The sequence below is a fragment of the Streptomyces sp. NPDC048288 genome (assembly GCF_043201555.1).
GTDB lineage: Bacteria > Actinomycetota > Actinomycetes > Streptomycetales > Streptomycetaceae > Streptomyces.
Genome location: NZ_JBICZD010000002.1, coordinates 836,664 through 859,895, shown reverse-complemented (window position 1 = coordinate 859,895; position 23,232 = coordinate 836,664). Strand labels below are relative to the sequence as shown.

At 69.9% G+C, this 23,232-nt stretch carries 23 protein-coding genes and 1 riboswitch; of the genes, 12 read left to right on the top strand and 11 right to left on the bottom strand.

The annotated features are described in order from the left end of the window. Positions 1-16: 16 nt before the first annotated feature. On the bottom strand, positions 17-1,525 hold the full coding sequence (locus ACGFZS_RS10290) for a cytochrome ubiquinol oxidase subunit I (protein ID WP_355724462.1): 1,509 nt from the start codon (positions 1,523-1,525) through the stop codon (positions 17-19). Between the two features lie 245 nt (positions 1,526-1,770). Then, positions 1,771-2,850 (bottom strand): histidinol-phosphate transaminase, encoded by a 1,080-nt coding sequence (hisC, locus tag ACGFZS_RS10285; protein WP_393794730.1) that lies wholly within the window; start codon positions 2,848-2,850, stop codon positions 1,771-1,773. A 439-nt stretch (positions 2,851-3,289) separates the two neighbouring features. On the opposite strand from hisC, the gene ACGFZS_RS10280 reads away from it, so the two are divergent. From ACGFZS_RS10280 to ACGFZS_RS10270, 3 genes are all read left to right on the top strand, one after another. Further along, positions 3,290-4,402: a LacI family DNA-binding transcriptional regulator gene (locus ACGFZS_RS10280; RefSeq protein ID WP_359212112.1), complete on the top strand. Its 1,113-nt coding sequence runs from the start codon at positions 3,290-3,292 to the stop codon at positions 4,400-4,402. A gap of 288 nt (positions 4,403-4,690) precedes the next feature. Next, positions 4,691-5,788, top strand: coding sequence for a metallophosphoesterase (locus ACGFZS_RS10275; protein WP_393794729.1), 1,098 nt, complete (start codon positions 4,691-4,693; stop codon positions 5,786-5,788). 181 nt (positions 5,789-5,969) lie between these two features. Beyond that, positions 5,970-6,839 carry a hypothetical protein gene (locus ACGFZS_RS10270; protein WP_393544743.1) on the top strand — a complete coding sequence of 290 codons (870 nt, stop codon included), beginning with the start codon at positions 5,970-5,972 and terminating at the stop codon, positions 6,837-6,839. A gap of 186 nt (positions 6,840-7,025) precedes the next feature. Here ACGFZS_RS10270 and thiC read toward each other — a convergent pair whose 3' ends face one another. Next, complete coding sequence (gene thiC, locus ACGFZS_RS10265; protein ID WP_365695463.1) at positions 7,026-8,846, bottom strand: phosphomethylpyrimidine synthase ThiC; 1,821 nt, start codon at positions 8,844-8,846, stop codon at positions 7,026-7,028. After that, positions 8,839-9,016: riboswitch (TPP riboswitch) on the bottom strand. It overlaps the preceding gene by 8 nt. A 71-nt stretch (positions 9,017-9,087) precedes the next feature. Here thiC and ACGFZS_RS10260 point away from each other — a divergent pair. Next, positions 9,088-10,626: a YibE/F family protein gene (locus ACGFZS_RS10260; protein ID WP_393794728.1), complete on the top strand. Its 1,539-nt coding sequence runs from the start codon at positions 9,088-9,090 to the stop codon at positions 10,624-10,626. Between the two features lie 132 nt (positions 10,627-10,758). On the opposite strand, the gene ACGFZS_RS10255 is transcribed toward ACGFZS_RS10260, so the two are convergent. The 4 genes from ACGFZS_RS10255 to ACGFZS_RS10240 form a co-directional block, all read right to left on the bottom strand. After that, entirely contained in the window at positions 10,759-11,196 is a 438-nt protein-coding gene (locus tag ACGFZS_RS10255; protein WP_351748159.1) for an SsgA family sporulation/cell division regulator, read from the bottom strand. A gap of 99 nt (positions 11,197-11,295) precedes the next feature. Then, positions 11,296-12,084: an IclR family transcriptional regulator gene (locus ACGFZS_RS10250; RefSeq protein ID WP_393794727.1), complete on the bottom strand. Its 789-nt coding sequence runs from the start codon at positions 12,082-12,084 to the stop codon at positions 11,296-11,298. Between the two features lie 211 nt (positions 12,085-12,295). Next, positions 12,296-12,508 carry a DUF5326 family protein gene (locus ACGFZS_RS10245; protein ID WP_089100495.1) on the bottom strand — a complete coding sequence of 71 codons (213 nt, stop codon included), beginning with the start codon at positions 12,506-12,508 and terminating at the stop codon, positions 12,296-12,298. 167 nt (positions 12,509-12,675) lie between these two features. Further along, entirely contained in the window at positions 12,676-12,993 is a 318-nt protein-coding gene (locus ACGFZS_RS10240; RefSeq protein ID WP_089100494.1) for a cupin domain-containing protein, read from the bottom strand. A 59-nt stretch (positions 12,994-13,052) separates the two neighbouring features. Here ACGFZS_RS10240 and ACGFZS_RS10235 point away from each other — a divergent pair, with 59 nt between their 5' ends. The 5 genes from ACGFZS_RS10235 to ACGFZS_RS10215 all read left to right on the top strand — a co-directional run bounded on the left by ACGFZS_RS10235 (position 13,053) and on the right by ACGFZS_RS10215 (position 16,814). Then, positions 13,053-13,430, top strand: a complete 378-nt coding sequence (locus ACGFZS_RS10235; protein WP_189262814.1) for a phage holin family protein — start codon at positions 13,053-13,055, stop codon at positions 13,428-13,430. Positions 13,431-13,437: 7 nt separating this feature from the next. Next, a complete protein-coding gene (locus ACGFZS_RS10230; RefSeq protein ID WP_355728309.1) occupies positions 13,438-13,980 on the top strand; it encodes a low molecular weight protein-tyrosine-phosphatase in 543 nt (180 codons plus the stop codon). Next, positions 13,977-15,110 (top strand): cystathionine gamma-lyase, encoded by a 1,134-nt coding sequence (locus ACGFZS_RS10225; protein ID WP_393794726.1) that lies wholly within the window; start codon positions 13,977-13,979, stop codon positions 15,108-15,110. The genes ACGFZS_RS10230 and ACGFZS_RS10225 overlap by 4 nt, the downstream gene beginning before the upstream one ends. Before the next feature lie 229 nt (positions 15,111-15,339). Further along, the gene (locus ACGFZS_RS10220) at positions 15,340-16,245 is read left to right on the top strand and encodes a LysR family transcriptional regulator (protein ID WP_393794725.1); all 906 of its coding nucleotides are present in this window, start codon (positions 15,340-15,342) and stop codon (positions 16,243-16,245) included. Between the two features lie 86 nt (positions 16,246-16,331). Beyond that, complete coding sequence (locus ACGFZS_RS10215) at positions 16,332-16,814, top strand: NUDIX domain-containing protein (RefSeq protein ID WP_123975752.1); 483 nt, start codon at positions 16,332-16,334, stop codon at positions 16,812-16,814. A gap of 4 nt (positions 16,815-16,818) precedes the next feature. Here the strand turns inward: ACGFZS_RS10215 and ACGFZS_RS10210 are convergent, their stop codons facing one another. Further along, entirely contained in the window at positions 16,819-18,297 is a 1,479-nt protein-coding gene (locus ACGFZS_RS10210; protein WP_393794724.1) for a globin domain-containing protein, read from the bottom strand. Positions 18,298-18,582: 285 nt separating this feature from the next. Next, positions 18,583-19,215: an HAD family hydrolase gene (locus ACGFZS_RS10205; RefSeq protein WP_393794723.1), complete on the bottom strand. Its 633-nt coding sequence runs from the start codon at positions 19,213-19,215 to the stop codon at positions 18,583-18,585. A gap of 214 nt (positions 19,216-19,429) precedes the next feature. Here ACGFZS_RS10205 and ACGFZS_RS10200 point away from each other — a divergent pair, with 214 nt between their 5' ends. Further along, a complete protein-coding gene (locus ACGFZS_RS10200; RefSeq protein WP_393794722.1) occupies positions 19,430-20,296 on the top strand; it encodes a GNAT family N-acetyltransferase in 867 nt (288 codons plus the stop codon). A 69-nt stretch (positions 20,297-20,365) separates the two neighbouring features. Here ACGFZS_RS10200 and ACGFZS_RS10195 read toward each other — a convergent pair whose 3' ends face one another. Continuing rightward, on the bottom strand, positions 20,366-20,785 hold the full coding sequence (locus tag ACGFZS_RS10195) for a heme-binding protein (protein WP_393794721.1): 420 nt from the start codon (positions 20,783-20,785) through the stop codon (positions 20,366-20,368). Positions 20,786-20,831: 46 nt separating this feature from the next. Then, positions 20,832-22,040 (bottom strand): MFS transporter, encoded by a 1,209-nt coding sequence (locus ACGFZS_RS10190; protein ID WP_393794720.1) that lies wholly within the window; start codon positions 22,038-22,040, stop codon positions 20,832-20,834. Positions 22,041-22,181: 141 nt separating this feature from the next. Here ACGFZS_RS10190 and ACGFZS_RS10185 point away from each other — a divergent pair, with 141 nt between their 5' ends. Continuing rightward, entirely contained in the window at positions 22,182-22,640 is a 459-nt protein-coding gene (locus ACGFZS_RS10185; RefSeq protein ID WP_359212160.1) for a MarR family transcriptional regulator, read from the top strand. 9 nt (positions 22,641-22,649) lie between these two features. Further along, positions 22,650-23,102 carry a GNAT family N-acetyltransferase gene (locus ACGFZS_RS10180; protein WP_393794719.1) on the top strand — a complete coding sequence of 151 codons (453 nt, stop codon included), beginning with the start codon at positions 22,650-22,652 and terminating at the stop codon, positions 23,100-23,102. Positions 23,103-23,232: the final 130 nt, after the last annotated feature.

Here is a 23,232-nt window from a genome sequence, read left to right as displayed (position 1 = left end):
CTGCGTCTCCCTCGGCCTAGTACGAGAAGGCCATCGGCTTGTCGGCGTCACGGGCCTCGCCGCCGATCTTCGTGGGCGGGTTGAGGTCGTCCTCGGTGAGCTCCGGCGGGCCGGCCTTCACGTACTTCACGAGCAGCTTGACCTCGACGACGGCGAGGACGGCGTACAGCGCGGTGAAGGTGATCATCGAGATGAGGATCTCGGCCTGGGAGACCCCGGGAGAGACCGCGTCCCGGGTCTGCAGCACGCCGTAGACGACCCATGGCTGGCGCCCCATCTCGGTGAAGATCCAGCCCCAGGAGTTGGCGATCAGCGGGAAGCCGAGGGTCCAGATCGCCACCAGCCAGTACAGCCTGCCGAGCTTGGGGCTGAGGGCCTTGTTCCTGAAGAGGACCAGGTTCGGCACCTCGTCCTCACCGACCCGCAGGTGCTGCGGCAGCATGAACTTCTTGCGGGTCAGCCAGAGTCCGAGAATGCCGATGGCGAAGGACGCCATACCGAAGCCGATCATCCAGCGGAACGCCCAGAAGGTGACCGGGATGATGGGCCGGTAGTCGCCGGCGCCGTACTTCTGCTGCTCGGCCTTGTTGGTGTCGTTGATGCCGGGGACGTACGAACCGAAGTCGTCGTCGGCGAGGAACGACAGTATGCCGGGGACCGACAGCTCGACGGTGTTGTGGCCCTTGCTCACGTCGCCGTAGGCGAAGACCGAGAACGGCGCCGAGTTCTGGCCGTCCCACAGGGCCTCGGCGGCGGCCATCTTCATCGGCTGCTGCTTGAACATGACCTTGCCGAGGGTGTCACCGCTGATCGAGGTGAGCAGGCCGCCGATGACCAGGGTGACCAGACCGAGCCGCAGCGAGGTCTTCATCACGGTGATGTGCTTCTTGCGGAAGAGGTGGAAGGCGGCGATGCCGACCATGAACGCGCCACCGGTCAGGAAGGACGCGGAGAGCGTGTGGAAGGCCTGGGCCAGCGCGGTGTTCTGGGTGAGGACCGCCCAGAAGTCGGTGAGCTCGGCGCGCCCCCTCACCTTGTCGATCTTGTAGCCGACGGGGTGCTGCATCCACGAGTTGGCCGCGAGGATGAAGTACGCGGACAGGATCGTGCCGATGGAGACCATCCAGATGCAGGCCAGATGGATCCTCTTGGGCAGCTTGTCCCAGCCGAAGATCCACAGCCCGATGAAGGTGGACTCGAAGAAGAACGCGATCAGCGCCTCGAAGGCGAGCGGAGCACCGAAGATGTCGCCGACGAACCGCGAGTAGTCCGACCAGTTCATGCCGAACTGGAACTCCTGCACGATGCCGGTGACCACCCCCATCGCGATGTTGATCAGGAAGAGCTTGCCCCAGAACTTCGTCGCCCTGAGGTACTTCTCCTTCTCCGTGCGCACCCAGGCGGTCTGCAGACCGGCCGTGAGGGCGGCCAGCGAGATCGTCAGCGGGACGAACAGGAAGTGGTAGACGGTGGTGATGCCGAACTGCCAGCGCGCCAGTGTCTCCGGCGCCAGAGCCAGGTACACGTCGTCAGTCTCCTTACGTCGCCGTACTACAGCGGCACTCTGCCCCTTTTGTCACGTACATCACGGGCAAAGGGGACGCGCTTGTGAATGCATTCACATTCACAAGCCATTATGACGCACTGATTATCGGAGGTGGAAGGGGGGTCCGACTTGAGCCGTTCGGCACCCTGCCGACACAGACGTACGGGGCCGCCCGGCCCTGGAACACCGGCCGTGCGACCCCGTACGCGGGGACCTGTCGGGGGCTAGAGCTCCTTGCGGAACGCCTCCGCCACCTTCACGAAGATGTCGTTCGCCTCGGTCTCGCCGACCGTGACCCGCACGCCCTCGCCCGGGAACGGCCGGACGACCACGCCGTGCTCCTCGCAGGCTCCCGCGAAGGCCGCCGTACGCTCCCCCAGCCGCAGCCACACGAAGTTGGCCTGGGTCTCGGGCACCGTCCAGCCCTGGGCGCGCAGCGCCTCGACCACGCGCTGCCGCTCGCACACCAGCGAGCCCACCCGGCCGAGCAGCTCGTCCTCGGCCCGCAGCGAGGCGATCGCCGCCTCCTGGGCGATCTGGCTCACGCCGAACGGCACCGCCGTCTTGCGCAGCGCCGCCGCCACCGGCTCGTGGGCGACCGCGAAGCCGACCCGCAGCCCGGCGAGGCCGTAGGCCTTGGAGAAGGTCCGCAGGACGCAGACGTTCGGCCGCCGACGGTAGATCTCGATGCCGTCCGGCACCTCGGGGTCGCGGATGAACTCCCGGTAGGCCTCGTCGAGGACGACCAGCACATCACTCGGCACCCGGTCCAGGAACCGCTCCAGCTCGGCCCGCTTCACGACCGTACCGGTCGGGTTGTTGGGGTTGCAGACGAAGATCAGGCGGGTGCGGTCGGTGATCGCGTCCGCCATCGCGTCCAGGTCGTGCACCTCGCCCGGCGTGAGCGGCACCCGGACCGAGCGGGCGCCGCTGATCTGCGTGATGATCGGGTACGCCTCGAAGGACCGCCAGGCGTACATCACCTCGTCGCCCGGGCCGCTGGTGGCCTGGATCAGCTGCTGGGCCACACCGACCGAGCCGGTACCGGTCGCCAGGTGGCCGAGCGGGACGCCGAAACGGTCCGCCAGCTCGTCCATCAGGCCGGTGCAGGCCATGTCCGGGTAGCGGTTGAAGGCGGAGGCGGCCGCGGTGACCGACTCCATCACGCCGGGCAGCGGGGGATACGGGTTCTCGTTGGAGGAGAGCTTGTACGCGACCGGACCGTCGGCCGCGGCCGGCTTGCCCGGCTTGTAGGTGGGGATACCCTCCAGCTCGGCGCGCAGCTTGGGGCTCGTCTCGCTCACCGCAGTCCTCCTCGCGACCACCGGCGGACCGTCCGCGCCGCCGACATCCAATACTGCTCACCTTATGAGGATTCGGCGCCCGTGCGTACAGCGGCGGAGCAAGCGGACAGCCGGGACCGGCGAACCTCATCCGCCCCACGGGCATCACGGGCATCACCGTACGAAGGCGCATTTATTGGGGGCGCGCCCTACATATATCTATGCGCCGGTGGCTCGCGCCGTGGCGCGCATCACCCGTGAAGGTGAGTTGAGACCTCTTCGAAACATCGAGCACTTGGCAGGCCCATGCGTGCCGACAAGTCACGTCTCCCTATTGGATCGTTCAACTGACTTTCTTTCTAAGGCAGTTGACCATGTTTGACCTTGCAGAAACGTGCCTGTCAACGCGTGCATATGCGTCCGCACTACCCCACCGCATGAGCCCTACTATCGGCTCGCCATGACAGCAGCAGGGAAGCACCAGGTGAGCCGCGCGGAAACCTCTCGGCGAGGCAGCCGGCCGGGCCGGGCGGGCATCAGAGACGTGGCCGCCGCCGCCGGAGTCTCCATCACGACCGTGTCCGACGCCCTGAACGGCAAGGGCCGGCTCCCGGATGCCACCCGGCGCCATGTCCGCGAGGTGGCCGACCGGCTCGGGTACCGCCCCTCGGCCGCCGCCCGAACCCTCCGTACCGGCAAATCGGGCCTGATCGGCCTGACCGTGACGACGTACGGGGATGAACCTTTCACCTTCACCGAGTTCGCGTACTTCGCCGAGATGGCGCGGGCCGCGACCTCGGCGGCACTCGCCCGCGGCTACGCCCTGGTGATCCTGCCCGCGACCTCGCGCCACGACGTGTGGTCGAACGTCGCCCTGGACGGCACGGTCGTCATCGACCCCTCCGACCAGGACCCGGTGGTCAGCGAGCTGGTCCGGCAGGGCCTCCCGGTGGTCTCCGACGGCCGCCCGGCGGGCGCGCTGCCGGTCACGGCCTGGGTGGACAACGACCACGAGGCCGCCGTCCTCGGCATCCTCGACCATCTGGCCGCCGCCGGCGCCCGCCGGATCGGCCTGCTCACGGGCACCACGACGGACACCTACACCCATCTGTCGACCACCGCCTACCTGCGCTGGTGCGAACGCGTCGGCCAGGACCCGGTCTACGAGGCCTACCCGGCGCACGACCCGTGCGCGGGCGCCGTCGCGGCCGACCGGCTGCTGGCCCGCCCGGACCGCCCGGACGCCGTCTACGGCCTGTTCGACCCCAACGGCACCGATCTGCTCGCCGCCGCCCGCCGCTACGGGCTGCGGGTCCCCGACGACCTGCTGCTGGTGTGCTGCAGCGAGTCGACCGTGTACGCCAACACCGAGCCGCCCATCACCACGCTCTCGCTCAAGCCGCGCCGGATCGGCACGGCGGTGGTGCAGCTGCTCATCGACGCGATCGAGGGGGTCGAGTCGGACCAGCCGGTCGAGCAGGTGATACCGACCGAACTGATCGTGCGTACCTCTTCCCAGCGACGGGCACCACGCACCACGGTCAGCCCGCCGCGGGCACCGGAGGAGGAGTAGCACGGCCACCCGGAGAGGCGTCCGGCCCACCCGCCGGACGCAACCGGAAGGCGGGCGGCCGACCTGCCCGGTCCCGTCGGACGGCGACCGGCAGGTGAACGGCAGAGGTCCGAACCCCTGCCCAACCGGGGCGAAAGCCGCGCTGAACTGGACTCCTGCCCCGATTCACCACCCCTGGGTCATCACACGGAGCTACGCGCATTCCTATGATGGGCCCACGACACCGCGGGCCGCTGCGACCAGGCAGTCCGAAGCGGTGCAGATGCGGCGCGATGGTGGAGGGGTCTGATGACTCAGGGGGCCGGTCAGGGACCCGAGACGGAGCGGACGGCGACGTTGCGCGACTTCCGGGTGCCGGCGTACGTCAACGAGACCGGTCCGTACGCCCACGGCAGCCACCCCGGCGACGTCGCCCCGCCGCTCGACGAGGCGTACCCCGAGGGGTCCGACGAGTACCCGGACGGATACACGCCGACCCAGCGCGACCTGCCCGTCATCAACCGCGGCGACACGATCCAGCTGCCGGTCGATCCGGCCACCGCACCGGCAGCGCAGCTCGCCGCCGGTCCCGGGCCGCTGTACGTCGTCGGCGATGTGCACGGCTACTTCGACGAGCTGCTCGCCGCGCTGCGGGAGCAGGGCCTGATCGACGCCGACGGCAACTGGTGCGCGGGCACCGCCCGGCTCTGGTTCCTCGGCGACTTCACCGACCGGGGTCCGGACGGCATCGGCGTCATCGACCTGGTGATGCGGCTGTCCGCCGAGGCGGCCGCGGCCGGCGGCTACTGCAAGGCCCTGATGGGCAACCACGAGCTGCTGCTGCTCGGCGCCAAGCGGTTCGGCGACACCCCCGTCAACTCCGGCGCGGGCACCGCCACCTTCCAGGCGGCCTGGCTGCTCAACGGCGGCCAGAAGACCGACATGGACCGGCTCCAGGACCACCACCTCCAGTGGATGGCCCGCCTGGACGCGGTCGAGGAGGTCGACGGCTACCTGCTGGTGCACTCCGACACCACCGCCTACCTCGACTACGGCGACTCGATCGAGGCGGTCAACGACACCGTCCGCGAGACCATCACCCGTAATGACGCGGACGAGGTCTGGGATCTCTTCCGCAAGTTCACCAAGCGCTTCTCCTTCCGAGACGAAGGGGGTGCAGACGCCGTCCGTTCCCTTCTCGATACGTACGGCGGCACCCGGATCGTTCACGGACACAGCCCGATTCCCTATCTCCTGGGGGAAGTCGGCTCCGAGGAGGGCGAAGAGGGCACCGGCCCCGTTGTGGAAGGACCGCACGTCTACGCCGACGGTCTGGCCATCGCCATGGACGGCGGAGTGACCATGGCCGGAAAGCTGCTGGTGAGGCAACTTCCACTGGACGCCTGAGCGTTCGATGCGCTGTTCTATCCCTCCGGCTTCACACGCGGGCCACCCCCAATTTCCGGCAACCCCCTGTCACCGCGTGCCGTAACGGCTCTACCATCGGTTTATCCGTAGCAGGCTCCCCTCCGTTTCTGCCCGACGGCTCGCCGGCGTGCGAGCCCCCAGCCCTACGGAGCATCGGGGGATGCACATGAACAGCGTTCCGCAGCACCTGCACAGCGAGGACCGCCAGGAATACGAGCGGATCCTCGATGAGGCGCTGCGCTCCGCCCCTTACCGTCCCGAACTGGCCGGTATAGGCCAGCGTTTGAACACCGAACAGCTGCGCACCATGGCGCTCAACGCCACCGCACTGATCACGGCGGCCGCGGCGACCGAGTACCAGCACTACGTGAAGGTCCGCGAGGAACTGCGCAACCCTGCGCGGTCCACCCCGGCCACCGTCCACGAGACCGGCTCCACGGAGCCGGGCGCGGGCGGTGCGGTGGGGCTCGCCACCACCCTCGGCGAGGCCGCCGAGACCACCGGCGCCGGAGGCTTCGCCCTCGCCCTGGTCCTGGCACCCGTGCTCGCCGGCACCGCCGCCGCGATCTTCCTGCTCGTCGGCTACGTCCTGAAGATGCTGGACCCGGCCCCGGCGTTCGCCCAGACCATGCTCACCGCGGGCTGGGTGTTCGGCGTCGTGACCGCGGCCGCCATCCTCATGGCCGGCGCGGGTCTGCTGCTCACCGCACTGCGCAACAGCCCCTCGCTGGAGGCAGGACCCTACGGCGAACCAGGCGGGGAGGTGGCCAAGGCCCGGGAGGCCTGGCGGGACGCCCTGCTGGAGCGCGGCATCCTGCCCTTCCTCCGGGAGGCGCTGGCCACCGAACCCGGCACGGCCGGACTGCGCCGTACGGCCCCGTCCGGTCCGGCGGGCCGGATGCCACGCCTCGGCTACGGCCGTCCCGGCTTCAGCACCGACGACGGCGCCGGCGCCGCCCCCCGGCCGAGTTTCACCAGCCCGGACTACACCAGCCCGGACTTCGGAGGCCCGGAACACCAGCCGGAATGACCCGGCTTGCGCCCCCGGCCCGGGGGCGCAGGCCGGACACCCGGTCCACGAGGCGGCACCGGGGAACTGACGGGCGCGCGCCCGTCGTACTCCTCCGTGGTGCCGTGAGAGATGCCTCGCGGGCCCCAGGGGCCCGGATACCGGTCCAGGGTGCTGGACGGCCCGGAACGGCACCAGGGGAGCGGCTCAGTCCGCCAGTGGCAGATAGACCCGGTTGCCGCTCGCCGCGAACTCCTTGGACTTCTGGAGCATCCCCTCCGCGATCTCCTCGGGCGACGCTCCCTCGGCCGCCGCACCGCCGAAGCGCTCGTTGATGCTCTGGCTGATCTTCATCGAGCAGAACTTCGGCCCGCACATCGAGCAGAAGTGGGCCGTCTTGGCCGGCTCCGCCGGGAGGGTCTCGTCATGGAACTCACGGGCGGTGTCCGGGTCCAGGGCGAGGTTGAACTGGTCCTCCCACCGGAACTCGAAGCGGGCGTCGGACAGCGCGTCGTCCCACTCCTGGGCGCCCGGGTGGCCCTTGGCGAGGTCGGCCGCGTGGGCGGCGATCTTGTAGGTGATGACGCCGGTCTTGACGTCGTCCCGGTTGGGCAGGCCCAGGTGCTCCTTGGGCGTGACGTAGCAGAGCATCGCCGTGCCCCACCAGGCGATCATCGCGGCGCCGATACCGGAGGTGATGTGGTCGTACGCCGGCGCGATGTCCGTGGTCAGCGGGCCGAGCGTATAGAATGGAGCTTCATCGCAGATCTCCTGCTGAAGGTCGATGTTCTCCTTGATCTTGTGCATCGGGACGTGGCCCGGGCCCTCGATCATCGTCTGTACATGGAAACGCCTGGCGATCCGGTTGAGTTCCCCGAGCGTGCGCAACTCCGCGAACTGCGCCTCGTCGTTGGCGTCGGCGATGGAGCCGGGGCGCAAGCCGTCACCCAGCGAGTAGGTGACGTCGTAGGCGGCGAGGATCTCGCAGAGTTCCTCGAAGTTCTCGTACAGGAACGATTCCTTGTGGTGCGCCAGGCACCAGGCCGCCATGATCGAGCCGCCGCGCGAGACGATGCCGGTCTTGCGGTTGGCGGTCAGCGGAACGAACGGCAGCCGCACGCCCGCGTGGACGGTCATGTAGTCCACGCCCTGCTCGGCCTGCTCGATGACCGTGTCCTTGTAGATCTCCCAGGTCAGCTCCTCGGCCCTGCCGTCGACCTTCTCCAGGGCCTGGTAGAGCGGCACCGTGCCGATCGGGACGGGGGAGTTGCGCAGCACCCACTCGCGGGTGGTGTGGATGTTGCGGCCGGTGGAGAGGTCCATGACCGTGTCGGCGCCCCACCGGGTCGCCCAGGTCATCTTCTCGACCTCCTCCTCGATCGAGGAGGTCACCGCCGAGTTGCCGATGTTGGCGTTGACCTTCACCAGGAACCGCTTGCCGATGATCATCGGCTCGATCTCCGGGTGGTTGACGTTGGCCGGCAGCACGGCCCGGCCCGCCGCGATCTCCTCGCGGACCACCTCGGGAGAAACGTTCTCGCGGATGGCGACGTACTCCATCTCCGGGGTGATCTCGCCCCGGCGGGCGTACGCGAGCTGGGTGACCGCCTCGCCGTCCCGGCCGCGGCGGGGCTGGCGCGGGCGGCCCGGGAAGACCGCGTCCAGGTTGCGCAGACCGCCGCGCGGCGAGGTGTGCTTGATCCCGTCGTCCTCGGGACGGACGGGCCGGCCCGCGTACTCGGCGGTGTCGCCACGCGTGATGATCCAGTTCTCCCGCAGCGGCGGCAGACCCCTGCGGACGTCGGTCTCGACGAACGGATCGGTGTACGGGCCCGAGGTGTCGTAGAGCGTCACCGACTGCCCGTTGGTGAGATGCACCTGACGGACCGGCACCCGGAGGTCGGGGCGCGAACCCTCGACATACCCCTTGTGCCAGCCGATGGACTTCCCGGCCTCCAGGGATGATTCGCCCGAAATGGGCTGTTCGTCCTGACTGAAGGCAGGCGTGCGTACGTCCTTGTCGGTCATGAGACCTACTCCCTACGCCGGCATTACCCGGTAACAGGTTCGGCGGTCGACGCAGCGGCTTCCGTCGGGCGGCGTTCCCTGTGAAACATCACTCGTTCCACGTGAAACATCGCGAATACGGAGGTCAGCGCCCTCTCAGCCCGGTGCTCCGAGCTCCCGCGTGTGCAAAGGTGCCTCCACGCTAGCGTCAATTCGGGCGCGGTGAACAGGGGGCCCCTGCCGTTCTTGCGATGATCGGGCGGTGACCTCGACGCAGCAGCACCCTCATCCGCCCCCCGAGCCGAGGCGCGGCACCGGCGCCCCGCAGGACGGCGGTGCCGGCCACGGGGGCCATGGTGCCGGTGACGGACACAGCCACGGGCAGGGCCGGCCGTACGACCAGGGCCACGCTCCCGGACAGGGCCCACAGCCCGGCCACGACCATGCCCACGCACACCCGCCCGGAGAGGGCCCCGCCCAGGGCGGCTCCGGAGCCGGCGGCGGGCACGGCCACTCGCACAGCCACAGCCACGGACCCGCCGCACCTGTCTCCAAGCATCTGCGCAAGGTCATCGCGGCGATCCTGATCCCCTTCACCGCCGCGGTCGTGGTCGGCCTGGTGGTGCTGTGGCCCGGCGGCGCCCCACCGCACGAGCGCACCGGCGTCGGCTTCGACCGCCAGACGCAGCAGGCGACGGTCACCAAGGTCGTCTCGGTCAGCTGTAAGTCGGTCAACGCCTCCGGGGGCGGCTCGACCGGCGACACCGCCACCGCCGACGGCGGTTCCTCGAAGCAGGAGGACGACAGCACCTGCAAGAAGGCCACGGTCCGGGTCGACACCGGCAAGGACAAGGGCCGTACCTTCACCGAGATCGTGCAGCCCGACCAGTCCCGGCAGTTGCACGAGGGTGAGCAGGTCGTGGCCGCCTACGAGCCTTCCGCACCCAAGGACCTGCAGTACTCGGTCACCGACGTCAACCGGAAGTTCCCGATGGCGCTGCTCGCCGGGATCTTCGCGCTCGCCGTCGTGGTGGTGGGCCGGCTGCGTGGTGTGATGGCGCTGGTCGCGCTGGCGGTCAGCTTCCTGGTGCTGACCATGTTCATCCTGCCGGGGATCCTGCAGGGCTCGAATCCGCTGCTGATGGCGGTGGTCGGGTCGAGCGCCATCATGCTGATCGCCCTGTACATCTGCCACGGGCTGTCGGCCCGGACCTCGGTGGCGGTGCTCGGCACGCTGGTCTCACTGTGCCTGATCGGCCTGCTCGGCTCGGAGTTCATCGACTGGGCCGCGCTCACCGGCAACACCGACGACAACACCGGTCTGATCCACGGTCTGTATCCGTCGATCGACATGAGCGGTCTGCTGCTGGCCGGTGTCATCATCGGTTCGCTGGGTGTCCTGGACGATGTGACGGTGACCCAGACCTCGGCCGTCTGGGAGCTGCACGAGGCCAATCCGACGATGGGCTGGCGCGGGCTGTACCGGGCGGGCATCCGCATCGGCCGCGACCACATCGCCTCCGTCGTCAACACCCTCGTCCTGGCCTACGCGGGCGCCGCGCTGCCGCTGCTGCTGCTCTTCTCGATCGCGCAGAGCAGCGTGGCCACGGTCGCCAACAGTGAACTGGTGGCCGAGGAGATCGTGCGCACCCTGGTGGGTTCGATCGGCCTGGTCGCCTCGGTGCCCGTCACCACACTGCTCGCGGCCCTGGTGGTGTCGGCCGACCGGCCCGGCAAGGAGGCGGTCGCGGCCGTGGAGGCTCCGGCGCGCGGCGGGCGGGGGCGGCGCCGGAAGCGGTGAGAGCGGCGCACGGCCCCGGCGGACGGGCCGTGCGAGGAGAGGGGCACGGCGCCTGCCGGAGGGCGCGCAGAAGCGTTCCTGCGCCCCCTCGCGCGGCTCGGCGGAGCGGATCCCGCCCCGTGCCGCAACGCTTCAGCCGGCGCTCTGCTCCTCGGCCAGGATGCGGTCCAGAGCCTCGTCCAAATGGGCGTCGAAGTCGGCCAGCGCGCCTTCCTGGCCGAGCGGCACCAGCTTGTCCGTACGGTCGAGGAAGGCCACCAGGGGCGGCGCGGAGGAGCGGAACACGGCCTGGTCGCCGCCGACCTGAAGCCGGATCAGCACTTCGCCCAGCACCTCGGAATCGGCGGGCGCGATGTGCACATCGCCCTCCCCGCACGGCCGGCCCACCCCGTCGATCAGCAGCTCCCGGCCGAAGGCCCAGGTCACCGGCGCGTCCCCGGGCAGATGGAAGGTGAGCCGCACGGCATACGGATCACACGTCTCGTAGCGCAACTCCACGGGGATGCGGAAGGAGAGCTCCTCCGAAACGAGAAAGCTCATCATGACTTCTGCTTGTACGGACTCGCGCATCGCCTACCCCGTCATATGGCACCGACCGGCCGGGATTTACCCCTTTAATGGTAGTCAAATCTTGCTGAACGTACACGGGAGATCACAAGGAGTGAGTTTTCAGATACTGATAGAGATCGCCAGTGATCCCAGATGCCGTCCCACCTCGGCCTGGAGCAGCCCTACGGCCGGCAGCAGCCGGTCGGACTGGTGCAGGGGAAGAGAGATGGCCATCGTGGCGGCTGTGGTGCCGACGGTGATGGGGATCGCCGCGCACACCGTCCCCAGCGCGTACTCCTGACGTTCCACCAGCGGCTCCATCCGCCGCGTCCGCTCCAGGCGTCGCAGCAGCGCATGGCTGTCACGGACCGTGTACGGGGTGAGGGCCTGGGCGGGGTAGCGGCCGAGATGGTCGCGGCGGGCGTCCTCGTCCAGCTGGGAGAGCAGACACTGGCCGATGGCGTGCGCGTGCCCGGTCTCGCGGAAGTCGGCCCACTCCTCGACCGCGGGACAGCCCGGGGAGTCGGAGACGCACATGACGTCGATCTCGCCGTCCCGGTACATCGCGTAGTACACGGGCACACCGATCGAATCGCGCCAGTGGGCGAGGGTGTCGGCCACCGCGCTGCGACGTTTCTGCTGCGCCCCGCTGCTGCTCAGCCGTTCCGCCGCTTCGCCGAGGAAGAACAGCCCCTTGTCGCGGTGCAGATAGCCCTCGTGGACCAGGGTCCGCAGCAGGTGGTAGGCGGTGGGCAGCGCGAGGCCGGTCTCGCGGGCCAGCTGTTTGGCCGGGGCGCCGTGTTCGTGCCCGGCGACGCACTCCAGCAGCCGCATCGCACGCTGCACGGAACCGATGAGGGTGGCCGAGTGCGACTGGGCGGGGTCGGCCGGGACGGCCGGCCGCTGCACGGGGGGCGTACTGGAACGGCGTTGGGTGGGGGGCGGGGGATGTTCCGTGGGTGCGGAGGTGGCGTCAAGCGTGGCCAAGGGTCACTCCCGGAGCGCGAGGGGGTCAGCGACTCTAACCGTCCGCCGCCGCTCCGGGTCGGCGCGTGCGGGAAACTTCCCTCCCCCGAGGGAACCGGCGATTCCTGTTACCGGACGCCGATTCCCTCGGTCCTCACCAGTCGCTCTTCGACGAGGAGTTCGACATGAACTTCCGCACGATGTAGATCAGACCGCCGACCAGCGCCACGAAGATCAGCAACTTGAAGAGCAGGAACACCACCCAGCTGATCACGGCCGTGATCAGACCGCCGAACACGACGAGGGCGATGACCGGCACCGCGATCCACTTCACCCACCACGGCAGTCCCGTGAAGATCTCTCGCATTGCCCTGTCCCCTCAGCTTTCTCGTGCGCTCCGGCACGTACGGTCTCGTGCGTCCCGCACGATGCGATGTCCTGCACTCGATGCTAGAGCCGCGAGGGGGTCGTCCGGAGGCCTCGGATCCCTTGTCCTCCCCTGACCCTTCCCCTAGGGAACCCCGAGGGCCGGGGTCAGGCCTCGGGCGGAGAGAAGACGACCAGAACCCTCAGATCCTCGCTGATGTGATGGAACTTGTGGGCCACCCCGGCCGGCACGTACACCACGCTGCCCCGCGCCACCTGCGTCGTCTCCATGCCGACGGTGATCGCGGCACGGCCGCTGACGACGAAGTAGACCTCGTCCTGGTTGTGCGGCTGCTGCGGGTCGTGCGAACCCGCGTCGAGGGCGTAGAGGCCGACCGACATGTTCCGCTCCCGCAGGAACTGCAGGTAGGCACCGTCGTTGGCGGCGCGCTCCGCCTCCAGTTCGTCCAGCCGGAATGCCTTCATCTCAGTTGTCGCCCTCGCCTCACTATTTGCATCCGATCTCTTCTGTCACGATCAGACACATGAAGAATTTCGTAGTCAAGACGATCGCCAACGCGGGCGCCCTGGCGGTCGCCGTGTGGCTGCTCGACAAGATCACCCTGACCGGCGACAGCACGCCCAAGAAGGTCTGGACGCTGATCCTGGTCGCCCTGGTCTTCGGTCTGGTGAACTTCCTGGTCAAGCCGATCGTGAAGGTCCTGACCTTCCCGCTGTTCATCCTCACCCTCGGCCTGATCACCCTGGTGGTCAACGCGCTGATGCTGCTGCTGACGTCGTGGGTGTGCGACAAGCTGGACCTGAGCTTCCACGTGGACGGGTTCTGGACGGCCGTGCTGGGCGGCCTGATCATCTCGATCGTGTCCTGGGCCCTGAACATGATCCTTCCCGACACCGACTGAGCGCCCGATGACCTACCGCGTCTGCTTCGTCTGCACCGGCAACATCTGCCGTTCCCCGATGGCCGAATCCGTCTTCCGGGCCCGGGTGGCCGAGGCCGGCCTCGACGACCGCGTCGAGGCCGACAGCGCCGGCACCGGCGGCTGGCACGAGGGCGACGGCGCCGACCCGCGGACCGTCCGCGTCCTGACGGAGCACGGCTACGACGGCGAGCACACCGCACGCCAGTTCCAGGCGTCCTGGTTCGCCCGCCTCGACCTGGTGATCGCCCTCGACTCCGGCCACCTGAAGTCCCTGCGCCGCCTCGCCCCCACCGAGGAGGACGCCCGCAAGGTGCGGCTGCTGCGCTCGTACGCCCGCCCGTCGCCCGACCACCGCCCCTCAACGAGTGCTTCGCACACACCTTCTGAATCCGCGGGTGACGACCTCGATGTACCGGATCCGTACTACGGCGGTCTGGACGGCTTCGAGGAGTGTCTTGAGATGGTGGAGGCGGCGAGCGAGGGCCTGCTCGCCGCGGTACGGGACGAGGTGGAGGGAACAGCCGGATGAGCGACGCGCCGCAGGGCGAGGGCACGCGCGCGGTGCGCGCGGGGCTGCCCGAGCCGGTCAAGAACGAGCCGACCCTGCCCGGGCCGGTGTTCGCCGCGCACTTCCATCTGCCCGGCGAGGTGAGCGGGCCCTACGCCTACGGCCGTGAGGAGAACCCGACCTGGACCCATCTGGAGCGGGCCATCGGCGAGTTGGAGGCGCCCGGCAGCCAGGACGTCGAGACGCTGGTGTTCGCCTCGGGCGTGGCGGCCATCGCCGCGGTGCTCTTCTCCCAGCTGCGCGCCGGGGACGCGGTCGTCCTGCCCTCCGACGGCTACCAGGTACTGCCCCTGGTCCGCGCCCAGCTGGAGACGTACGGCATCGAGGTGCGCACCGCGCCGACCGCCGGCGACGCCCAGCTCGACGTCCTGGACGGGGCGAAGCTGCTGCTGATCGAGTCTCCGTGCAACCCCGGGCTCGACGTGTGCGACATCCGGCGCCTCGCCGGGGAGGCGCACGCGCGGGGCGCGCTCGTCGCCGTCGACAACACCCTGGCCACCCCGCTCGGCCAGCGGCCGCTGGCACTGGGCGCCGACTTCTCCATGGCCAGCGGGACCAAGCAGCTCACCGGCCACGGGGATGTGCTGCTGGGGTACGTCTCCGGACGGAACACGGAGGCCATGGCCGCCGTACGCCGCTGGCGCAAGATCGTCGGCGCGATCTCCGGGCCCATGGAGGCCTGGCTGGCCCACCGCTCCCTCGCCACCCTGCAACTGCGCGTGGACCGGCAGAACGCGACCGCTCTGCTGCTCGCGGAGGCGCTGCGCGAGCGGCCCGAGGTAACCGGACTGCGCCACCCGGGGCTGCCCGACGACCCCGCGCACAAGATCGCCTCGCAGCAGATGCGCCGCTACGGCTCGGTGATCTCCTTCACATTGCCCTCGCGCGCGCGTGCCGAGCGTTTCCTCGAGTCGCTGCGGCTGGTCGACGACGCGACGAGCTTCGGCGGGGTGCGCTCCACGGCGGAGCGGCGGCGGCGCTGGGGCGGGGACGACGTGCCGGAGGGCTTCATCCGGCTGTCGGTCGGGGCCGAGGATCCCGAAGACCTGGTGGCCGATGTGCTCCGCGCGCTCGACGAGTCGGATCGGTGACCGGATTACGGACGTCCTCGCGAGCCACGCTACGCATAACGGACGGTCCGAGCCTCCCCCCTCGTGGCTCGGACCGTCCCGGTTCTCGCGCGCCAAGAACCGCGCGACCAAGGCTAGTTGACTCTGCGTCAGTGTCCAATCACTGTAGCGACAGAGACCTATCGACTTATTTATAGTTGAAGGCCTGCCCGGGGGCCGGAAATGGGCGGGCCGAACGGGAGGGTGTGCGATGGATCTGGCCTTGCTGCGCACCTTCGTGACCGTGCACCGGGCCGGCTCCTTCACTCGCGCCGCCGCGCTGCTCGGCCTCTCGCAGCCGGCCGTGACCTCCCAGATCCGGACCCTGGAGAAGCAGCTGGGCCGCCCCCTCTTTCTGCGGCAGGCCCGCGGGGTGACCCCCACGACCATCGGCGACGAACTCGCCCACAAGGCGGCCCCGCATCTCGACGCCCTCGTGGAGATAGCGGAACGCGGCCTCGACGACGACTCCTCGGTTCGCACCCTGCACCTCGCGGGACCGCCCGAGTTCACGGCCGAACGCGCCCTGCCGGCCCTGTCGGAGCTGGCCGGCGACGACGGCCAGGGCTTCGCGCTGCGCGCCTCCTTCGGGAACGCCGAGGAGACCCTGGAGGGGCTGTCCGCCGGGCACCACGACCTCGCCATCAGCACGGCCCGGCCGCGCGGCGCCCTGCTCACCGCCACCGCGCTCTGCGACGAGGAGCATGTGCTGGTCGCCGCTCCGCGCTGGGCCGAGGAGATCGGCACCACAACGGTGCGTGAGAAGGGCTCGCCCGTCCTGGACAACCTGCCGGTCGTGGAGGTCCATGAGTCGCTGCCCTTCGTCTCGCGCTACTGGGGCTCCGTGTTCGACGCGCATCCGGCCGCCTCCGGCACGGTCGTGGTGCCCGATCTGCGGGCGGTCCTCGCCTGTGCCGTCGCAGGTGCCGGCCTCGCCGTACTGCCCCGCTATCTGTGCGCCACCGCCCTGCGGCGCGGCGAGGTCGTGGCGCTGCACGATCCCGCGGTGCCGCCGCTGCGGACGTACTTCCTGGTGGTGCGCACCGGCACGCTCGCCATGCCGCATGTGGCCCGGGCGCACGAGTGGCTCCAGCACGCGGCCGTGGACTGGGGCTGAGCGCGAATGTCCGAGTTCACGCGGTGCGGCGGCACGGTGGCGCTTCGCGATGTTTCACGTGGAACCAGCTGGGCCACATTTCTCCCATGACCGTCCGACCCGTGGTCAAGCGCACCGCCCGCGCCGTTCTTCTGGACGGCGACGACCTCATCCTGATCAAGCGCACCAAGCCCGGTGTCGATCCCTACTGGGTCACGCCCGGTGGCGGGGTCGAGCCGGAGGACACCACCGTCGTCGACGCCCTGCACCGCGAGGTGCACGAGGAGCTCGGCGCCAAGATCACCGATGTCGTGCCCTGCTTCGTGGACACGGTGGAGCACATCGGCGACAACGGCAGCGCGACCGGTGTGAAGGTGCAGCACTTCTTCGTCTGCCGGCTGGAGTCCATGGACCCGGCCCTGCGGCACGGCCCCGAAGTCGACGAACCCACCGGCGAGTACGAGATCGTGCGCGTCCCCTTCACCCGCGTCGGAATCGCCTCCGTGCACCTGGTCCCGCTGTCCCTGCGGCACTATCTGGACGGCAACATCGAAGGCGTACGGGCCATGCACGCCCCCGACCTCGGCTGACGGGTCAGTCGCCGACGACGACCAGTTCCTCGACCGAGTCGTGCCGTATGCGGTGCGCGGGGATACCGATGTCCCGCAGTGCCCGCACTCCGTTGCGGATCATGCCGGGCGGACCGGAGAGATAGGCGTCGTACTCGCTCCACGGGCCGTAGGCACGGATGGCGTCGGGGAGCTGGAGGTGCGCCTGCTGGTCGACGATCGCGCGGACCGAGAGCCAGGGATGACTCTGCTGGAGCTGGAGCAGGGTGTCGATGTCGTACAGGTCGTGGTCGGTCCGGGCGCCGTAGAACACCTCGACCGGGCGGCGGGAGCCGCGGTCGGCGATGTCCTCGACCAGTGCCTTGATGGGGGCGATGCCGGTGCCGCCGCCCAGGCAGAGCAGTCCGTTGTCCCTGCTGTGGTCGACGGTCATCGAGCCGGCGGCCGGGCCGAGCCGGATGACGTCACCGGGGCGGGCGCGGTGCACCAGCGCGTTGGAGACCCAGCCCGCCGGGACGGCCTTCACATGGAACGTCAGCAGCCCGTCCGAACGGGGTGCGGAGGCGAAGGAGTAGTGCCGCCAGACCCGAGGCCACCACGGTGTCTCCAGGCTCGTGTACTGCCCGGCGAGGAAGGGGTACGGCTGGTTCGGGCGGACCGTGACCACCGCGACGTCCGCGGTCCGGAGGTCGTGCGTGACGACCTCCGCGTGCCACCAGGCCGGCGCGCGGAGCTCGTCCGCTGCCGCCGCGTCGATCATCACCTGGGACATCGTGGTGTACGCCCGTACCCAGGCTGCCTCCGTCTCCGGGTCCCAGATGGCCGAGGCGTATTTGCTGAGGGCGCCGATGAGGCACTCGCCGACGGCCGGGTAGTGCCCGGCGTGGGTGCCGTACTTGCGGTGGCCGCGGCCCAGGTTCTGGAGGTACTCGACCAGGACCGGCGTGTTGTCGATGTGCTCGGCCGCGGTGAGCAGCGCCTTCAGCAGCCGGTCCCGCTGGGTGTCCATGGCGGCAGGGAACAGGGAACGCAGTTCTGGGTGGCGGACGAAGAGCAGCGCGTAGAAGTACGAGGTCACCTTGTCGGCCATCGGACCGACCTCGGTCATCGTCCCGCGGATCCGGAGCGCGTCCGGGGAGGCACCGGGAGGTGGCAGTGCGCTGCGCTGAGGGGGGACGCGTCGGTCGAAGGCGTCGGGCGCGGACTGCTCGGCCGGAGGCACGAAGGACCGGGGCGCCGCGTGCTGGCCGGTCGGCGGCAGCTGGGCGGCTTCCTGGGGGCGGGACGGCTCCTGTGCCGGCGGTATTCGCCCCGGGGGCTGCGCGGGCGCGGGACGCGGGCCCTGGGACGCCTCCTGCTGACCACCCGGCGCGACCGGCGGCTCGGCGGAGGGCTCGCCCGGGGGCCTGCTGGGGGCTGACGTGAACCAGCTGCCCCCGCCGGCCCCCTCGTTGCCCGCCGACGTGGTGGTCGGAGCGTCCATGGTGTGCCTCGCCTCGAACATCTTTCGGTCGGTCTGCGCACCTCCTCGCTCGGAAGGTGCCTGCTTGCCCCCGTTGACGGCTAGTTCTTCCCGGTCGGGCCCGCGGCCGACACGGCCACATTGAACCCGTGCTTCCCTCGCGTACGGACAAGTAAGGCGAGAGTGTGACAAGGGCCGCAGTCGCTCCCCCGGAGCGGCTCGCCCCGGACATGAACCGGAGTCGACCCTACCGGCCGTCGCCCCGCACACAAGTCCCCCCTGCCCCCGCCGCCGATCCGGCAACGGGCGAAGCATCGATTCCCTCAATTACCGGGCGGCACAAGCCATTTCATAGGCATCCCATAGATCCCGGCCCGTGTAGGAGTACGTCGCCAGACCGGCGAGATGTCCGTCCGCGTTGACCGCCACGGACACCGGGACCACGGCGAACAGATCCCGGTCCGACATCGAGTCGCCGTAGGCCACGCAGTCCGCCCGGTCCACCCCGAAGCGCTCGCACAGGCGGTCCGCGATGGTCACCTTGGCCGCGGCCGTGAGGACGCCCGCCGGATCCAGCGGCTCGACGAACGGCACCGCCGGGAAGCGGGACCCGAAGGCGGCATGGGCTCCCCAGCCCAGCAGCCGCTCCACGAAGAACGAGGGCGAGAGCGAGACCACCGCGCAGTAGTCGCCCGCTTCCCTGATCTCGGCCCAGACCTCCCGGATCCGGGCCAGCCAGGGTGCGCCGTCGAATGCCGTGGTCACCTGTGCGTCGGTCAGCTCCGCCCACAGGGCGTACACCCGGTCCGCGTACTCCGGCGGAGTTATCCGTCCCTCGGTGATCGCGCGGTCGAGTTCCACCGTCTCGGCTTCCAGGCCGAGTTGACGGGAGATCTCGACGGGCGCGGAAGTGCCGTGCAACAACGTGCCGTCAAGATCGAAGAGATGAAGTCTCGCCATGGGCCCGAGGCTACTGGGGAGCGATCGCATTTCCCCGGGGTGGGCGCGGACGGCGATCACGGGCAGGTGCACGGCGGCTGGAGGGTCATGTTTCACGTGAAACGTCTCGCGTCTGTCCTGGGCCTGTGCTGCCGGCTACGGCATGGCCAAAAGCGTGTGCGTCTCCCTTGAAACAGGTGGACGACGAGGGCGCGGGTCGGCAAGCCTGACCTGCGTGCCAACTCCTTCCGTCGCTGCTCTGCCCATTCGCCGACTGACGCCGCGCGATCTCACCGCCTGCGCCGACTTGTCCGAGGACCGGGGGTGGCCGCGTGAGGAACACAAGTGGCGCCTGCTCCTCACCGCCGGGAAGGGCTACGGCATCGACGACCCCGCCGGGGGCCTGGTCGCCGCCTGCGTGATCACGGAGTACGGCCCGGGGGAACGCCCTGAACTCGGCGCGATCGGCATGGTCCTGGTTGCCGAGCGGCATTCCCGGCAGGGCGTCGGGCGCCGGCTGATACGGCACATCGTCTCGGCTGCGGGAACGACTCCCCTGACCCTGTACGCGACGCCGTACGGCCGTCCGCTCTACGAGGAGCTGGGGTTCAAGACCGCGGGACGCTCGGAGATGCTGTCCGGTCTCTTCACAGCGGGCGGGTCCGAGCCGCGGGTGGCGACACGGGCCGCCACCGCCGAGGACCTCGGTGCCATCCTCCGGCTGGACGAGGAGGTGTTCGGCGCCGACCGCACCCCGCTCATCACGCGGCTGCCCGCGTTCTCGGACCAGTTGCGCGTCGCCGTGGACGACGGCCGGGTCGTGGGATACGCGGCTGCCTGGCCCAACATGGACACCCATGTCGTCGGCCCGCTGATCGCCGACGACACGGAGACGGCGAAGTCCCTCATCGCCTCGCTCGCCGCCCGCACCGACCGGCCGCTCCGCACCGACATCGACGTCCGGCACGAGCAGCTGCGGGCCTGGGCGAAGGAGCGGGGGCTGGCTTCCGTCGCCATGAACACCGTCATGGCCTACGGCGTCACGGAGCCGCCGGGAGACTGGAGCCGGCGCTTCGCACCGCTGACGGTGGCGGCGGGCTGAGGCGTCCACGGCACGGCGAACGCCGGCTCTCCTCCGGGGAGCCGGCGTTCCGCGCTGAGGGGGGTGCGATCAGACCAGTGCCTGGACGGCGGTGGTGGCGAAGCCGTGGTCCTGGTCGGGCGCGCCGCCGCCGACGCCGATGGCCCCGATCAGCCGGCCGTCGCGCTGGACGGGGACACCGCCCGCGATGAACAGCAGCGGCCGGTCGAGCGCCGTGGGCAGGGTGTGGAAGAGGCCGCCGGGCTGGACGGCGTCGACGAGGTCGGCGGTGGGGGTGTTCAGCTGAAGCGCCGTGTAGGCCTTGCGGGTGCTGGTCTCGCCGGAGATCAGCACGGCGCGGTCGTCCCTCCGGAAGGCCAGCAGGTGGCCTCCGGCGTCCAGCACGGTGACGCTGACGGTGACCCCGGCGGCCTCGGCGGCACGGCTGGCCTCGGTGATCAGGAACTCGGCGTCCTGGAGGGTGAGGGGGGCGACGGCGGTGGTGCTCATGGTTCTCCTTGGATGGTGCTGACGTGCGGTGAGAGGCACGGAGGGTTCAGTGGTGGATCGGCGTCCGCCGCTCGGCGGGCGTGCCGCCGGTGGCCACGGCGCTCGGGGCGCTGTCCCGGCGCTCCAGCGCGGCCGACAGGAAGGCGAGGAGGAGGGCCGACGCGGCGAGGGCGGCGCCGACCCAGTTGGGGGAGGTGTAGCCGAAGCCGGCCGCGATCACCATGCCGCCGAGCCAGGCGGACAGCGCGTTGCCGAGGTTGAAGGCGCCGATGTTCACGGCCGAGGCCAGGGTGGGGGCGCCGTGCGCCTGGTCGAGGACGCGCTTCTGCAGCGGCGGGACGGTGGCGAAGCCCAGGGCGCCGATCAGGGTGATGGTCACGGCGGCCGCGATCTCGTTGTGCGCGGTGAGCGTGAAGAGGGCGAGGACCAGGGCCAGGGCGCCCAGGGACACGTACAGCATGGGCATCAGGGCGCGGTCGGCGAACTTCCCGCCGATGAGGTTGCCGCCGACCATGCCGAGGCCGAAGAGGACCAGCAGCCAGGTGACGGAGCTGTCGGCGAAGCCGGCGACATGGGTCATCATCGGCGCGATGTAGGTGATGGCGGCGAAGACCCCGCCGAAGCCGAGGACGGTCATCGCCATGGCGAGCAGGACCTGGGTGTTCTTGAACGCCGCCAGTTCGTGCCGCAGGCGCACGCCTTCTGGCTTGGGCAGCTCGGGGACCAGCTTGGCGATCCCGGCCAGGCCGACGACACCGAGGGCGGCGACGACGGCGAAGGTGACGCGCCAGCCGACGTGCTGTCCGACCAGGGTTCCGAGCGGGACGCCGATCACGTTCGCCACGGTGAGGCCGGTGAACATCATCGCGATGGCCCCGGCCTTCTTGCTGGGGGCGACCAGCTCGGCGGCCACGACGGAGCCGATGCCGAAGAAGGCGCCATGGGCGAGGGAGGCGACCACCCGGCCGATCAGCATGACGCTGAAGGAGGGCGCCACGGCGGACAGCAGATTGCCCGCGATGAACAGGCCCATCAGCAGCATCAGCATCCGCTTGCGCGGGATCTTGGTGCCCAGGACGGTCATCAGCGGAGCGCCGATCACCACTCCGAGCGCGTAGCCGGTGACCAACAGGCCGGCCGTGGGGATGGAGACCCCGAAGTCGCCCGCGACCTCGGGCAGCAGGCCCATGATCACGAACTCGGTCGTTCCGATTCCGAAGGCCCCGATCGCGAGGGCCAGAAGCGCGAGAGGCATGGGGGACAACCTTCCCAGACGATTGCAGGTGCGCTTTGCCTTCGTTCACAATAGTTGCAGGCGCGGGCTATATGCAAGCGAGGGATATTGCGAACCTGCTCTATCCTTGATTCAGCCGCTCCTGGACGGAGGAACACGCCAATGACAGCGACGGACCCCGCGCTCACCGCTCTCGCTCAGGGCTGGTGCGCCCTCTCCCTGCTGCACGGGAGGATCGAGACGCACATCGAGCGCGCCCTGCAGGCGCAGCACGATCTGAGCGTGCGCGAGTACTCCCTGCTCGACGTCCTCAGCCGGCAGCACGACGACGAAGGGGGCCATCTGCAGATGAAGCAGGTCGCCGACGCGGTCGTCCTCAGCCAGAGCGCCACCACCCGGCTGGTGACGCGCCTCGAGGACCGCGGTCTCCTGGAGCGCTACCTCTGCCCGACCGACCGGCGCGGTATCTACACGAACGTCACCGAGGCGGGAGTACGGCTGCTGGAAGAGGCTCGCCCGACCAATGACCTCGCGCTGCGCGAGGCCCTGGACGAGGCGGCCAGGAACCCCGAGCTGGCTCCCCTGGTCCGGGTCGTGGAATCGCTGAACGTGCCCGCATAGGCTGCGAGCATGGGAGATCTTGAAATACGCGCCGCGGTCGCCGAGGACATCCCGGCCATCGTCGGCATGCTCGCCGACGACCCACTGGGCACCCGGCGTGAGTCACCGGACGACCTGGCGCCCTATCTGAGCGCCCTGGAGCGGCTCAGCGCCGATCCCCACCAGCGGCTGGTCGTCGCCGTGCGCGAGGGCCGGGTCGTCGGCACCCTCCAGCTCTCGATCATCCCGGGGCTGTCGAGGCGCGGGGCCACCCGGTCGATCATCGAGGCCGTGCGCATTCACGCCGACGAGCGCGGCGGCGGGCTGGGCACCCGGTTCATCGAGTGGGCGATCGACGCATCTCGCCGTGAGGGCTGCCAGTTGGTACAGCTGACGTCGGACCAGTCCCGGACCGACGCCCACCGCTTCTACGAGCGGCTCGGCTTCACGGCTTCGCACGTGGGCTTCAAGCTGGAGATCTGAACGAGGGTGGGGGGGGGGGGGGGGGGGGGGGGAAACCACCCCCCCCCCCCCCCCGCCCCCGCCGCCCCCCCCCCCCCCCCCCCCCGGGGGCCCCCCCCCCGGCCCGCGCGACGCCGCCCCGGTCAGCTGC

Excerpts from the sequence above, each read along its gene's own strand:
- ACGFZS_RS10230 (WP_355728309.1), top strand. The coding sequence starts at position 13,438 with ATGACCTACCGCGTCTGCTTCGTCTGCACCGGCAACATCTGCCGTTCC.
- ACGFZS_RS10255 (WP_351748159.1), bottom strand. The coding sequence starts at position 11,196 with ATGCGCGAGTCCGTACAAGCAGAAGTCATGATGAGCTTTCTCGTTTCG.
- ACGFZS_RS10215 (WP_123975752.1), top strand. The coding sequence starts at position 16,332 with ATGACCGTCCGACCCGTGGTCAAGCGCACCGCCCGCGCCGTTCTTCTG.
- ACGFZS_RS10225 (WP_393794726.1), top strand. The coding sequence starts at position 13,977 with ATGAGCGACGCGCCGCAGGGCGAGGGCACGCGCGCGGTGCGCGCGGGG.
- ACGFZS_RS10210 (WP_393794724.1), bottom strand. The coding sequence starts at position 18,297 with ATGTTCGAGGCGAGGCACACCATGGACGCTCCGACCACCACGTCGGCG.
- thiC (WP_365695463.1), bottom strand. The coding sequence starts at position 8,846 with ATGACCGACAAGGACGTACGCACGCCTGCCTTCAGTCAGGACGAACAG.
- ACGFZS_RS10195 (WP_393794721.1), bottom strand. The coding sequence starts at position 20,785 with ATGAGCACCACCGCCGTCGCCCCCCTCACCCTCCAGGACGCCGAGTTC.
- ACGFZS_RS10205 (WP_393794723.1), bottom strand. The coding sequence starts at position 19,215 with ATGGCGAGACTTCATCTCTTCGATCTTGACGGCACGTTGTTGCACGGC.
- ACGFZS_RS10185 (WP_359212160.1), top strand. The coding sequence starts at position 22,182 with ATGACAGCGACGGACCCCGCGCTCACCGCTCTCGCTCAGGGCTGGTGC.
- ACGFZS_RS10190 (WP_393794720.1), bottom strand. The coding sequence starts at position 22,040 with ATGCCTCTCGCGCTTCTGGCCCTCGCGATCGGGGCCTTCGGAATCGGA.
- ACGFZS_RS10240 (WP_089100494.1), bottom strand. The coding sequence starts at position 12,993 with ATGAAGGCATTCCGGCTGGACGAACTGGAGGCGGAGCGCGCCGCCAAC.
- ACGFZS_RS10270 (WP_393544743.1), top strand. The coding sequence starts at position 5,970 with ATGCACATGAACAGCGTTCCGCAGCACCTGCACAGCGAGGACCGCCAG.
- ACGFZS_RS10180 (WP_393794719.1), top strand. The coding sequence starts at position 22,650 with ATGGGAGATCTTGAAATACGCGCCGCGGTCGCCGAGGACATCCCGGCC.
- ACGFZS_RS10235 (WP_189262814.1), top strand. The coding sequence starts at position 13,053 with ATGAAGAATTTCGTAGTCAAGACGATCGCCAACGCGGGCGCCCTGGCG.
- ACGFZS_RS10280 (WP_359212112.1), top strand. The coding sequence starts at position 3,290 with ATGACAGCAGCAGGGAAGCACCAGGTGAGCCGCGCGGAAACCTCTCGG.
- ACGFZS_RS10245 (WP_089100495.1), bottom strand. The coding sequence starts at position 12,508 with ATGCGAGAGATCTTCACGGGACTGCCGTGGTGGGTGAAGTGGATCGCG.
- ACGFZS_RS10220 (WP_393794725.1), top strand. The coding sequence starts at position 15,340 with ATGGATCTGGCCTTGCTGCGCACCTTCGTGACCGTGCACCGGGCCGGC.
- ACGFZS_RS10275 (WP_393794729.1), top strand. The coding sequence starts at position 4,691 with ATGACTCAGGGGGCCGGTCAGGGACCCGAGACGGAGCGGACGGCGACG.